Genomic DNA, 12,575 nt, shown 5'->3' with positions numbered 1-12,575 from the left:
ACCCACTGGCTGGGGACGGATCAACCATCGACCGCCACTATCACGAATCCGCTGGAACAGGTGACAAATGGCATAAACGCTTGCAACAAAAGATCGAATTGCCCAACTTCCGATGTAACGCAGGCCAGTTCAGGAGAGCCCCAATGATAGTCCGCCGACTCTATTACTTTCTAAGCTGTGTTTGCCTGCCGCTGACCCTGATCCTTGGGTTTGTCTGGTCTCCGATCCATTGGCTGTTGATCTTGCTGATCCCCTACGCAGTGATCGGTCTGTACGACATACTGACGACGAAGCACAATGTTCTGAACAATTACCCGGTGCTTGGGCATTTTCGCTATATGCTGGAGTTTGTCAGCCCCGAAATCCGCCAGTATTTCGTAGAAACGAACGAAAGTGGCCGCCCCTATAACCGAATTGTTCGCGGGTTGGTCTATTCCCGCGCGAAAGGTCAGGTGGACACGCAGGCTTTTGGGACGCAGTACGATATCAATTCCGTGGGTTATCACCGCACCAATCACTCACTCGCCCCCAAACATGTGGACGAAAGCGAAGAGCGCGTTTTGCTTGGCGGTCCGCAATGCTCCCAGCCTTACAATGCTTCGCGCCTGAACGTGTCGGCGATGAGCTTTGGCGCGCTTAGTGCAAATGCGATCAGGGCTCTGAACGGCGGTGCCAAGGATGGAGGATTTGCTCATAACACTGGCGAGGGCGGTTTGTCTCCGCATCATCTGGCCGAGGGTGGGGATATCATCTGGCAGATCGGAACCGGCTATTTTGGATGCCGCTCAGCGGATGGCGGGTTCGACAACGACAAATTCGCCGAAAAGGCCAAAAAGGACGTTGTAAAGGCAATTGAGATCAAACTGTCGCAGGGGGCCAAGCCCTCGCATGGGGGGGTGTTGCCTGCCGCCAAGGTTGATGAGGAGATTGCTGAAATTCGTGGCGTTCCGGTGCACCAGGACGTCATTTCGCCCCCCACGCACTCCGCCTTTGAGGGTCCGACCGGATTGATGCAGTTCGTTCAGCATCTGCGTGAGATGTCGGGTGGTAAGCCGGTTGGCTTCAAGCTATGCATCGGTCGCCCGTCGGAATTCATGGCAATCTGCAAAGCGATGCTTGAGACAGGCATTCTGCCGGATTTCATCACTATTGACGGGTCCGAAGGGGGCACTGGCGCGGCTCCGGTCGAGTTCACCAACCGTCTGGGCATGCCTCTGAACGAGGCATTGATCTTTGTGAACAATTGCCTGCGTGGCGCAGGGTTACGCGACAAGATCCGGGTGATTTGTTCGGGCAAAGTGGCCACCGGTTATGACATGATCGAGAAATTCGCGCTTGGTGCGGATATGTGTAACGCGGCAAGGGCGATGATGTTTGCCATTGGCTGTATTCAAGCGCTGCATTGCAACACCAACCGTTGCCCATCCGGCGTCGCCACGCAGGATCCGATCCGGGGACGTGCGGTGAACGTACCGCAAAAACGCCAGCGGGTACATCGCTATCACGACGCCACTCTGGAAAGCTTCCGCGAAATTCTGGGGGCCATGGGCAAAGAGAAAGTGTCCGAACTGAATCCGGCGGATATCCGGCGTCGTACAGCGGATGAGCGAGAGCACTCATATGCAGAACTCTACGATATCGTGGATGAGGGCGCGTTCCTGGGCGATGCCGTCCCGGACGAGTTTGCGGCCGATTGGAAAATCGCCTCGGCCCAGCATTTCTGATTTTTTTCACAAGCGCGCCAAGGATTGACCTTCTCCATCCGTCTTACTCATCGTGATGCGTATGGAAACATCGGATGAGGATCTGGCCCGGGCGGCGGCAAAAGGCGACGCGGACGCGTTCGCTTCTCTTTTGCGGCGCCACTATGACCGGATTTTCCGGCTGTGTTTCCGGCTGACCGGGCGGGCGGATCAGGCTGAGGACCTGACGCAGGATATCTGCGCGGCGCTTCCTTTGAAAGTCCAGGCCTTTCAGGCGCGGGCCAAGTTCACCACATGGCTTTATCGTGTGGTGGTCAATGCAGCCGAGGATGCGCGTCGCCGCGCCACTTCTCACAGTCGCGCCGCAGCAGGGTGGGGCGACGTCGAACAGATGCGCCGGGCCGAAGCGACCGAGGCCGCCGAGGCCGTGGATTGGTTGCAAAGGGCAATGCGCAGCCTGCCGCAGGATTTGCAGGAGACGCTTGCCCTGACCCTTGAGGAAGAGATGACCCACGCGCAGGCGGCTGAGGTTCTGGGCGTGTCTGAAGGGACGGTCTCGTGGCGTATGTCGGACATCCGAAAGCGCTTGCGGGCCATGCGGCAAGAGGAATTGGACCAATGACCGACGATCTTGACCATCTCAAATCGCTGATGGATGCGGCAACACCCGCCCCCGACAGCGCACGCCGGGCGAATAATCTGGACCGGGCACGAAAATCTTTTGCGCGTGCCCAAGGATCTCGCGTCGGCGCACGTCCCACTGTCAAGCGTGGCCCAGTAGCCCGCCTGACAAAAGGAGCGATTTTCATGCTGAATTCCCTGACTTCCCGTGGTGTTTTGACCGCTACAACAGCCCTTGGGGCTATCGCATTGGTGCTTATTGTCCCGCAGATGCAAACTGGCCCGCTGCGCGTAACGGACCAGATCGAAAGCCGGGTTGTTGAACCGGCACCCATCCCTCAGCCGTTGCCACAAGCCGAGGAAAAATTTGCCGACGCTATCGCCGCTGCCCCGCAGGCGCTGAGCAAGCGCGCGGAAGGTGCAAACAGCGAGCCGACGGTTCGCCTCGGTCGGGATAATGTCGCCGAGGTTGCCCGGATCGCCCCGGCTTCACCCGACGTCGTAGTCGCATCAACTCCGAACACAGAAACCTTCGCAAACGCCGATAGCAATCCACTGAAAGTCACGGCCGAGGACCCAGTTTCGACCTTCTCGATCGACGTCGACACGGCAACCTATGCGATTGTCCGGTCCTCGCTGTTGAATGGTCAGATGCCACCGAAAGACGCGGTGCGGGTGGAAGAGATGGTGAATTACTTCCCCTACGCCTATCCGGCACCCGATGGTGCGGCCCCGTTTCGTCCGACGATCACGGTCAGCCCGACGCCTTGGAACGCGGGAACGCAGCTTGTGCATATCGGTATTCAGGGCGCGCTGCCCCAGATTGCCGAACGTCCGCCGCTGAATCTGGTGTTTCTGATCGACAGTTCAGGCTCGATGCAGGATGCAAACAAGCTGCCGCTACTCAAGCAGTCTTTCCGGCTGTTGCTGTCGGAACTTGGGCCCGAAGATCAGATCTCAATCGTGACCTATGCAGGCAATGCAGGGCAGGTGCTGGAACCCACCTCGGCCACTGAACGGCGCAAGATTTTGGCCGCGCTCGACCAGCTGGAGGCTGGGGGCGGGACCGCCGGGCAGGCAGGGTTGCAACAGGCCTATCACGTGGCCGAGGGGATGGCTTCAGAGGGTGAGGTGACGCGGGTCATTCTGGCAACGGACGGAGATTTCAATGTGGGGCTGTCTGACCCGGAAGCCTTAAAGGACTTCGTCGCCCAGAAACGCGATAGTGGCACATACCTGAGCGTTTTGGGGTTTGGGCGCGGCAATCTGGATGATGCCACGATGCAGGCGCTGACGCAGAACGGGAACGGGCAGGCGGCTTATATCGACACGCTGGGCGAGGCGCGCAAAGTGCTGGTCGATCAACTGACCGGCGCGCTGTTTCCGATTGCCAATGATGTCAAAATTCAGGTCGAGTTCAACCCCGCGCAAATCGCCGAATATCGCCTGATTGGCTATGAGACGCGGGCACTTCGGCGTCAGGACTTTGACAATGATGCAATCGATGCAGGCGATATCGGGGCAGGGCACAGTGTGACTGCGATTTACGAAGTCACACCTGTCGGCTCCGACGCGATCCGCAATGGTCCCTTGCGCTATGGCGCGTCTCAGGTGGTCGCGGATACGGACGAGGAGATCGGATATTTCAAATTGCGCTACAAGCAACCCGGATCGGACCGCAGCCAGTTGATCGAAAACCCTATTCGTTTCGACCAGGGCGTTGTGACGGACGATGTCGCGTTTTCCCACGCGATTGCGGGATACGCCCAGGCGCTGCGGGGCGGTGAATATCTGGGCAATTGGTCTTATCCGCAAGCCATCGATATGGCCACGGCGGCACGGGGGGACGATCCGTTTGGATACAGGGCCGAGGCAATCATGTTGATGGGCCTGGCCCAGTCCTTGGCCGATTAGAACGACCTTGGGTTATTGGTCGAGTGTGTGTGTATTCTTCGAACGCTCCACTCGACCGCGTCGCGCATGGTTTTGCCCAGGGCGATATCGAAAGCGTTGACCAGATCCGGGGTTTGTTCACTTTCGGCGATTACGGCTTCCTGAAACGAACCAGACGCTATGATCTTGTCTTCGAACTCGTCGATTATCTTGATGTTCATGCGCACTTCTATGCGAACGGTCGACTCGCCATCTGTGCCGCTGACGACTATGCCCTGAAACTCGCGCAGATCGGGGACGATGACATAATCTGCTCGAAGGCCAACAGTGGACCGACCAACCGCGGCCACTTTGCCGCTGTTTTCATAGCTTTCAACCATTAGCGCCTGCACGATCAGGGGGGCTCGGTCGACCCACCGCGCGCGGGACAGGTACTGTACTTGCAGATGAGAAGGCTGGATCGCAATCTGATCCGTATTGACCGCCGCCGTTGCGGTCGGCTCTTCTACAACGATCTGTTTCTGTACGCGTGGCAGCGACGATGAAAATGTGCTTTTAGGCGTCAGCAGATACAGGTCGTTGGGCTTTGACGCCTGTTGCAACGTACCCAGCCCGGTGCATCCAGCCAGAACCACTGCCGCCAGAACGAAAGGAAGAAACCTGATCATTGGCGAAACTCCGATGCTTGAGTGCCCAGCAGGAACCGCGCGGGGTCACGTTCAACCTTGTCGACCAGCCGATCCAGAGTGACCACCAAACGTTGGGATTGCTCGATGAACCGGGTGAATTGGGGCAGGCCAACGCGCATGAAATCCGAAATCTGACGGCGATTTTCCTGGACGATTCCGTCAATCGTTCCCAGCAGGTTCGAGGCCGATTCCGACGCGCTGAGGATATCCTCGGAAATCTCGTCCAGCCTGTCGGTGACGCTGGTGACAGTGGTTGCCACCTGATTGGCGGCGTTGCGGATGTCGGCCATGACAGCGCCCACGTCTTCGTTGATCACGCGATTGGCTGAATCAAAGGCGCTCTCGGCTGATGTCAGTGTGCCTTTTGCTGTGTCCATTGCACCGGTGATAGAGCCGAGTGTTTCGTTGGCATTCAGGAAGGTTTCCGTGGCAGTCGCAAGCGCCACGCTGCCTTCATCTGACAGGCCGGACAGATTTTCTGCCAGAGATGAGGCGCGGTCAATAAACGGCCTCAGATCCTGCTGGATAACCTGGTCTGCGGTCTCAAAAGTCGTCTTGGCGCTATCCAGCGCGGCGGCAGCGGATTCAGAGGCCGTCTTGACGCTATTCAGTGTATCGGTTCCGGTGGTCAGAGTGGTCTCGGCCGTATCGGCGAGCTGATCCAGACGTTTGGAGAAGTCCGAAATCTCTCGGGCTGCGCCGCCCAGATCGGCCGAGAGGGATTCGAAATCTGACAGGGTCTTGTCCAGCCGCCCGGTGGCCGAGGCTACGTTGGCCAGAATATCGGAAACGGCCTGTCGGTTTTTTTCGTCTACAACCTCGTTGATGTCTTCAAGCAGGGTGATGGCTTTCTCCATCAACAAAGGCGCGCCTTCGAAGAGGGACTGAATGGCGCTGCGTTTGCTTTGGATCAGGCTGTTCTGCGGTAGGCGTTCTGCGGTTGACGATCCACCGGTCAGTTCCACGAAACTAACGCCGGTCACCCCAAGCGATTGTAATTGCGCAATAGTTTCGGATGTCACCGGGATTTCCGCGTCCACCTCAAGACGGACTCGTACTTTCGAAGGATCGTCCTCATCCAGCTCCAGCGAAATGACCTGTCCGACGGGCAACCCGTTATAGCTGACCCCACCGGCGGCGGAGAGGCCCGAGACATTGTCGAACAGCACCTCATAATACGCGTATTGGCGCGAGATTTCGAATTTGGCGAGCCAAAGGAAGAACCCGAACGCACCAAGAATGCCCGCAAGCGTGAAGGCACCGATCAGGATATAATTTGCTCGGGTCTCCATTGCCTTTACCTGCCTAGCCCTTTTTCTTGTGCCGCGCGTGCCCTTGGGCCGGTGAAATATTCTTGCACCCAAGGATGATCGACTTTGGTCATTTCTTCAATCGGACCTTCAACCAGAACGCGTTTTTCTGCAAGTACGGCAATCCGGTCACAGATGGCATAAAGGCTGTCCAGATCATGAGTTACCATGAAAACGGTCAGCCCAAGCGCGTGTTGCAACTCGCCGATCAGATCGTCATAGGCGGCGGCCCCGATCGGGTCCAAACCGGCGGTGGGTTCGTCCAGAAATACAATCTCGGGGTCCAGCGCCAGCGCACGTGCAAGGGCGGCGCGTTTACGCATCCCTCCGGATAATTCGGACGGAAACTTGCCGCAGCTAAATTGTGGCAGGCCGACAAGGCTGATCTTGAGGTTTCCTAATGCGCACATCAGGCTTTCACTAAGGCCCGTGTGTTCGCGAAGCGGCGCCATGATGTTTTGCAACACGGTCAGAGAGGAAAACAGCGCGCCATCCTGAAACGCAACGCCCCAGCGCTGTTCAATCCGGCGGCGTTCCTGTTCGGGGCCGTTCACAACATCGACGCCCAGAACCTCGATACTGCCAGCGGCCGGTTTGTTTAGCCCGACGATCGTGCGCAGCAGAACGGATTTCCCGGTGCCTGATCCGCCAACGATGCCCAGAACTTCACCGCGCCAGACATCTAAATCCAGATTTTGATGCACGATCTGAGGGCCGAATTGGTTGGTCAGGTTGCGCACGCGGATAACAGCTTCGCGCTGTGTGTCCGTCTTTTGGCTGTGCTGCGGCAAAGTCCCGTCCATGTCAGACACCCATCACCGAAAAGAAGATGGAAAACAAGGCGTCCAACGCGATCACCATAAAAATGGATTGAACCACAGACGCCGTTGTACGCTGCCCAACGCTTTGGGCCGAGCCCTTGACCTGTAACGCCTGCCAGCAGGCAATCACCCCGATCACAAGCGCAAAGAACGGGGCCTTGATCATGCCGATGGCAAATTGCCAGATGCCGGTGTTTTCCTTCAGACGCGTGGCGAACATGCCGGGGCTGACGCCCAGATCGATCCAGCTCATCAATCCGCCGCCGATCAGGGCCGCCATATTGGCAATGAACCCCAGAATGGGCAGCATGACCAGCAATGCCATGACGCGGGGTATGACCAGAACTTCGATCGGATCCAGGCCGAGGGTCCTCATCGCGTCAATCTCTTCTTGCACTTTCATCGACCCGATCGAGGCCGTAAAGGCCGAGCCAGAGCGGCCCGCCACGATGATGGCCGTGAGCAAAATGCCCAGTTCCCGAAGGACCGAGATCGAGATCAACTCGACCACGAAGATCTCGGCTCCGAATTGCTTCAGCTGGGTTGCGCCCTGAAACGCCAGAACCACCCCGATCAGAAAGCCCATCAGCGCGACAATCGGAATGGCGCGAAAGCCGGTTTCCTCCATTTGCGACACAAGCGCGGCGCCGCGCAGTCGTCGCGGCATCATTAGGGTGCGCATCAACCGGTGCAGGGTCATCCCAAGGAATTCCAGCATCGACAGCGTGTCTTTCCACCCTCCTGCAGTCCGTTTGCCCAGACTTTCGATCCAATCCGCGAAACTGCGACTAGTGTCTTCTGTTTCTGGATCCTCGGGGATGTTGCGTGTGACCGTCTCGATCAGGTCGGAATACGCGGGCAATGCCCCTTGAAACCGCACCTCTGCCCCGGCCAGTTTCGCCCTGTGCGCAAGGTCTGCAACCACCCAAGCCCCACTGGTGTCCAGCGCCTGGATTCCAGACAGATCAATGATCAGATTGCTATCGTCAGGCTTATACGCAGCAAAGCTCTGTTCGACGCTACTGAGTGTCTGAGTCAGCAAGTCTCCGGACACCCGAAGGTAAACGCCGTCGGCGCTTTTTTCCGAATTCAGGCTAGGTCGCGTCATGGCTGTATGTGATGTAAAACAGTGTGGGGCTGCAATGTAATTTTTTGGGAAGAAGCAATTTTGTCCCTGCATCATGTCGTGAATGCGACAAGCCCCAAAGCCTGATTGCGCATGGTCTATACCTATTGCTCAATTCACCTGTTCAGGACAGTGTGGCCGCAGGTTAAATTCGGGTTTGAGAGAATTGACATGCCGCAGTCGGGGAATGTCCTTTTCATTGTTATTGATCAGCTTCGGGCAGATTGTCTGAGCGGCGTTCTGGCGGATTGTATCGAGCTGCCGAATCTCAGGGCGTTGATAGCTGATGCCGTCCGCTTTGACCGCCATTTTTCAGTCACCAATCCCTGTGGGCCGTCGCGGGCATCTATCCTGACCGGGCAATATGCGATGAACCACCGGTCTGTGCGCAACGGAACGCCCCTGCGGCATGACACGCCCAGCATCGCATCGGAAATGCGAAAGGCGGGGTATCGCCCGATGTTATTCGGCTATACCGATACTTCGGCGGACCCAAGGGCCTATGATGCGTCAGACCCGATCCTCAAATCTTATGAGCATCCGATGCCTGGTTTTGATGAAGTGCTGGAGATGCGGTTGGAGGAGTCCTATCCTTGGCGCGCCCATCTGATGCAAAAGGGCTATGCGTTTCAGGACTATTGGGATCTTCACAAGCCAACCGCACCCGACGGTGGCGCGCCAAGGCTGAACGATCCCGCACTTTATCGGGCCGAGGACAGCGACACAGCCTTTCTGACGGACAGCTTCCTGAACCATATGGCGCCGATGGCCGGTCAGGGCTGGTTTGCGCATTTGACCTATATCCGGCCGCATCCGCCGCTGGTGGCCCCGTCGCCCTATAACGATATGTATGATCCCGCCGCGTTGCCTTTGCCGATCCGGCACGCAGACGAGGCGCAAGATCGCGCCATGCACCCGTTCTTTGAGCCGACCATAGACCGCCATAGCGCAGGAGACGTTGTGTTGGGGTTCGATGAAGTCGAACCGAGTGATCAGAATATTCAGACATTGCGGTCCGTCTATCTGGGCCTGACCACAGAGGTCGATCACCATATTGGGCGAGTTATCCAGTTTTTGAAAGACAGTGGCCAGTATGAGCAGACGCTTATCGTAGTGACCGCAGACCATGGCGAGATGCTGGGCGATCATCATAGCTGGGGCAAAATGACGGTGTTTGACGCCGCCTATCATACGCCACTGATCATTCGGGTGCCGGGCAATCAGGCACAAGCCGGTCAGGTTGTGACCGTTCCGACCGAGTCCATTGATATCACGCCCACCATCCTCGACTGGGTTGGCCGGACGCCGCCCAATGCGATGGACGGGCGGTCATTGCTGCCCTTTCTGAAGGGGGACGCGCCCGAAGATTGGCGCAATTATACCTACAGCGAACTGGATTTCGGAGACCCGCAAGCAAATACTCTGTGGCAACAGAAGCTTGGAACCGGCCATAGCGACTCGAACCTGTCCATCTTGCGCGACGCGCGGTTTACTTTGGTCGAATTTGCCGCCGACTTGCCGCCCATTCTGTTCGATCACCAACAGTCCGGTGAAATGCAAAACTTAGCCAACGATCCGGCCTATGCGGCTGATTTGGCGCGATTGGGGCGGCAGATGCTACGTCACCGGATGCGCAATACGGATCATACGCTGTCCTTGCACTCCATCACCTCGGATGGACCGAAGGTGCAAACCCGCTATTGACGCGCACTGGCGCGAATGTCGCGCCTGTGCCCTCTACACCTGTGAAAGATCCGGTGCTACGCATATGTCGGGGAGGACGGGTTTGGACTTAACTGACAAGAACATAAAGGCCATGACGACCGCAGGCCTAAACCTGATTGGTCAAGGGCTGTCGATCTATGACAGCCAGTTGCGGATGGTCGTCAGCAATCGTCCGTTTCAGGAAATGTTCGATTTGCCGGATCGCTTGGTCCAGCCCGGCGCGTTCTTTCATGACACGATCCGATATCTTGCCGAACTTGGCGAATATGGCGCCGTAGCCGATGTCGATACAATCGTTGAACAGCGTGTCCAACAGGCACTTGCTTTCGAACCCCACTATATGGAACGCGTGCGGGCCAATGGGCAGGTGATCTCGGTCGAGGGGGCACCGCTTCCTAAAGGTGGCTGGGTCGCCGTTTATACCGACATAACCAACACCAAACAGGCTGAGGCCCTGTTGCGCGCCCGATCCGAGGAATTGTCCGAACAACTTCTGGACCGGGCCGAAGAATTGACAGCAACAAACCGGAAACTGGCTGCGACGATCTCGGCGCTAGAGGAAGCCAAGCGACAGTTGACCGAGATCGAAGCCCGTACCCGGATGACGACAGAAATGATGCCAGCCCATATCGCGCATCTGGATTCTGAGGGACGCTATGACTACTCGAACCGCCGTCTGAGCACCGTACTGCCTGGCCGGCCGTCCGATATACTTGGGATGCATATTTCGCAAGCGTTGGGATCGGCCACATATCTCCGGGTCGAAGCGCATTTGCAAAATGCCTATGGCGGAGAACCTTCGGTTTTTGAGTTTAACGAGGATCAGGATTCTCGTCGCATTCGGGTCTCGTTCACGCCAGATGGCGAAGGAGGCGTCTATGTCATGTCGGTGGACATAACCGAAGAAACGCAGGCCAGAGTTGCGCTGCAACAAACACGTCGTCGGGCGATGGCCGCGCAGATGACCAGCGGGCTGGCGCATGATTTCTCGAACCTGTTGACGATCATTCTGGGCATACAGTCGCGGTTGCAAAAGATGGATCTGCCCGAAAGCGCCCGAGAACTTGTGGCTGCTACGCAACAGACGGCGCGCCGGGGCGGCCAGCTTCTAAACCGGATCGCTGACATGACCGGCAGCAGAACTCCGCAGCCCAAGGCAACCGATATGCGAGGTTTATTAGAGGATTTGCGTATCCTTGCCTCACCCTCCCTGCCACGCGGCGTGGGTCTTTCGGTGGTGAATACTTTGCCCGATGAGGCGCTGATGCTGGATCCGGGCATGGTGCAGGACGCATTGTTGAACTTGGTTCTGAATGCGCGCGATGCCTGTGGCGGCTCGGGGCAGGTGACGATCAGCGCACATACGATCGGGACGATCTGGATCGAAATTGCGGTGTCCGATACAGGCCCCGGTTTCTCGCCCGAGGCGCTGGACAAGGCGCTGAACCCGTTCTTTACCACCAAGGGCGACAAAGGATCGGGCCTGGGGCTGCCAATGGTCTATGACACGGTGAAACTGGCAGGCGGCGATCTGAGCCTGCGCAACACGCCGTCCGGTGCATCCGTCGTCCTGCGCCTGCCCTATCGTCCCGCGCCGCCGGTGCAGGAAGGGTTGGTCTTGTTGGTCGAAGATAGCGATGCCTTGCGCCAGAACTTTCGCGATATGCTGATTGATCTGGGGTTCACTGTAATCGAAGCCACCTCTGCCGATGAAGCGCTGGCTTTGACCAGTGACCTGAACGACATCGCGTTGGTTTTGTCAGATATTCGGCTTGAAGGGGATGCAACCGGTTTGGACTTGCTGACACGGATGCGGTCACGTTTACCAACAATCCTGATGACATCCCTGCCATATTCCGACCCGTTACACCGCGAAGCTCTGACGCGCGCCCCTGTTCTGCGCAAACCCTTTACGCGGGCACAACTTTCCGCCCTTCTCCGATCCGAGGTCGCTTGATGACTCAGCCATTGGTCACCATCGTCGATGACGAACCTGAAATCCGCCGCATCCTGACCGATGCCCTGGAAGATGCCGGGTTCCGGACTCAAAGCTTCGCCCGAGCCCGCGAATTCGAGGCGTCGCTAAAACGCGCCACACCCGATGTCTGCCTTGTGGATCTGTCTCTGCCCGACACGGACGGCTTGGCGCTGGTGCACCGGTTGGCGTTGGAGCAAGGCGCGGCAGTCATCATCATTTCCGGCCGAGCGCAAGTTCAGGACCGCGTCACAGGGCTTGAATTGGGGGCCGATGACTATATCACCAAACCCTTTGATCCTGCCGAAGTTGTTGCGCGTATCCGCGCCCGATTGCGATCGCCGCGGGTACAGGCCGTGCAGTCGGATACGGCCCGCTTTAACGGCTGGTCGGCTTATTTCGATCGCTACATCCTTGAGAACGAGGATGGTGCGGAAACTTCGTTCAGCCATGCGGAAGGCGAAGTTCTACGACTGTTTCTTGAAAGTCCTAAACGCTTGATCAGCCGCGCTCAGATGCAAGAGGCGCTGGGTGGGGGAGCCGGTGACAGTTTTGACAGGGCCATGGATGTGCGCATATCTCGGCTGCGGACGAAGCTGGGTGAAGACCCTAAAAACCCGCGTCTGATCAAGACGATTTATGGCGCAGGCTATATTTTTCTGGGGGATGTTGAGTGGGCCTGATCGGACGGTCTCATAGTCGTCGAGACCCC

The 12,575-nt window shown here is 57.5% G+C and carries 10 protein-coding genes; 6 read left to right on the top strand and 4 right to left on the bottom strand.

What is annotated here, in order from left to right; translation table 11 throughout:
* Positions 1 to 143 precede the first annotated feature (143 nt).
* The 3 genes from ACR0C5_RS12125 (at position 144) to ACR0C5_RS12115 (ending at position 4,238) form a co-directional block, all read left to right on the top strand.
* A complete protein-coding gene (locus tag ACR0C5_RS12125; protein ID WP_170773345.1) occupies positions 144 to 1,724 on the top strand; it encodes an FMN-binding glutamate synthase family protein in 1,581 nt (526 codons plus the stop codon).
* A gap of 61 nt (positions 1,725 to 1,785) precedes the next feature.
* A complete protein-coding gene (locus ACR0C5_RS12120; protein WP_170773347.1) occupies positions 1,786 to 2,325 on the top strand; it encodes an RNA polymerase sigma factor in 540 nt (179 codons plus the stop codon).
* On the top strand, positions 2,322 to 4,238 hold the full coding sequence (locus ACR0C5_RS12115) for a vWA domain-containing protein (protein ID WP_480876859.1): 1,917 nt from the start codon (positions 2,322 to 2,324) through the stop codon (positions 4,236 to 4,238). Before ACR0C5_RS12120 ends, ACR0C5_RS12115 begins: the two co-directional genes overlap by 4 nt.
* Here the strand turns inward: ACR0C5_RS12115 and ACR0C5_RS12110 are convergent.
* From ACR0C5_RS12110 to ACR0C5_RS12095, 4 genes are read right to left on the bottom strand one after another with little or no spacing between them, the layout of a single operon-like run.
* The gene (locus ACR0C5_RS12110; protein ID WP_170785788.1) at positions 4,235 to 4,885 is read right to left on the bottom strand and encodes an ABC-type transport auxiliary lipoprotein family protein; all 651 of its coding nucleotides are present in this window, start codon (positions 4,883 to 4,885) and stop codon (positions 4,235 to 4,237) included. The genes ACR0C5_RS12115 and ACR0C5_RS12110 overlap by 4 nt on opposite strands.
* The gene (locus tag ACR0C5_RS12105) at positions 4,882 to 6,198 is read right to left on the bottom strand and encodes an MlaD family protein (protein WP_170773352.1); all 1,317 of its coding nucleotides are present in this window, start codon (positions 6,196 to 6,198) and stop codon (positions 4,882 to 4,884) included. The genes ACR0C5_RS12110 and ACR0C5_RS12105 overlap by 4 nt, the downstream gene beginning before the upstream one ends.
* A 5-nt stretch (positions 6,199 to 6,203) precedes the next feature.
* Positions 6,204 to 7,019 carry an ABC transporter ATP-binding protein gene (locus tag ACR0C5_RS12100; protein ID WP_170773353.1) on the bottom strand — a complete coding sequence of 272 codons (816 nt, stop codon included), beginning with the start codon at positions 7,017 to 7,019 and terminating at the stop codon, positions 6,204 to 6,206.
* A 1-nt stretch (position 7,020) separates the two neighbouring features.
* A complete protein-coding gene (locus ACR0C5_RS12095) occupies positions 7,021 to 8,145 on the bottom strand; it encodes an MlaE family lipid ABC transporter permease subunit (protein ID WP_480876855.1) in 1,125 nt (374 codons plus the stop codon).
* Positions 8,146 to 8,334: 189 nt separating this feature from the next.
* Here ACR0C5_RS12095 and ACR0C5_RS12090 point away from each other — a divergent pair, with 189 nt between their 5' ends.
* From ACR0C5_RS12090 to ACR0C5_RS12080, 3 genes are all read left to right on the top strand, one after another.
* Positions 8,335 to 9,867, top strand: coding sequence for an alkaline phosphatase family protein (locus tag ACR0C5_RS12090; protein WP_480876852.1), 1,533 nt, complete (start codon positions 8,335 to 8,337; stop codon positions 9,865 to 9,867).
* A 112-nt stretch (positions 9,868 to 9,979) separates the two neighbouring features.
* A complete protein-coding gene (locus ACR0C5_RS12085) occupies positions 9,980 to 11,845 on the top strand; it encodes a PAS-domain containing protein (RefSeq protein WP_480876849.1) in 1,866 nt (621 codons plus the stop codon).
* Positions 11,845 to 12,546, top strand: coding sequence for a response regulator transcription factor (locus tag ACR0C5_RS12080; RefSeq protein ID WP_170785802.1), 702 nt, complete (start codon positions 11,845 to 11,847; stop codon positions 12,544 to 12,546). Before ACR0C5_RS12085 ends, ACR0C5_RS12080 begins: the two co-directional genes overlap by 1 nt.
* The last annotated feature ends 29 nt before the right edge of the window (positions 12,547 to 12,575 follow it).

The sequence above is a fragment of the Ruegeria sp. N8 genome, from assembly GCF_056531325.1.
The sequence above is the reverse complement of the archived record's forward strand: the minus strand, read 5'-3'. Positions and strand labels throughout refer to the sequence as shown.

Excerpts from the sequence above, each read along its gene's own strand:
- ACR0C5_RS12110 (WP_170785788.1), bottom strand. The coding sequence starts at position 4,885 with ATGATCAGGTTTCTTCCTTTCGTTCTGGCGGCAGTGGTTCTGGCTGGA.
- ACR0C5_RS12085 (WP_480876849.1), top strand. The coding sequence starts at position 9,980 with ATGACGACCGCAGGCCTAAACCTGATTGGTCAAGGGCTGTCGATCTAT.
- ACR0C5_RS12125 (WP_170773345.1), top strand. The coding sequence starts at position 144 with ATGATAGTCCGCCGACTCTATTACTTTCTAAGCTGTGTTTGCCTGCCG.
- ACR0C5_RS12080 (WP_170785802.1), top strand. The coding sequence starts at position 11,845 with ATGACTCAGCCATTGGTCACCATCGTCGATGACGAACCTGAAATCCGC.
- ACR0C5_RS12105 (WP_170773352.1), bottom strand. The coding sequence starts at position 6,198 with ATGGAGACCCGAGCAAATTATATCCTGATCGGTGCCTTCACGCTTGCG.
- ACR0C5_RS12120 (WP_170773347.1), top strand. The coding sequence starts at position 1,786 with ATGGAAACATCGGATGAGGATCTGGCCCGGGCGGCGGCAAAAGGCGAC.
- ACR0C5_RS12090 (WP_480876852.1), top strand. The coding sequence starts at position 8,335 with ATGCCGCAGTCGGGGAATGTCCTTTTCATTGTTATTGATCAGCTTCGG.
- ACR0C5_RS12115 (WP_480876859.1), top strand. The coding sequence starts at position 2,322 with ATGACCGACGATCTTGACCATCTCAAATCGCTGATGGATGCGGCAACA.
- ACR0C5_RS12095 (WP_480876855.1), bottom strand. The coding sequence starts at position 8,145 with ATGACGCGACCTAGCCTGAATTCGGAAAAAAGCGCCGACGGCGTTTAC.
- ACR0C5_RS12100 (WP_170773353.1), bottom strand. The coding sequence starts at position 7,019 with ATGGACGGGACTTTGCCGCAGCACAGCCAAAAGACGGACACACAGCGC.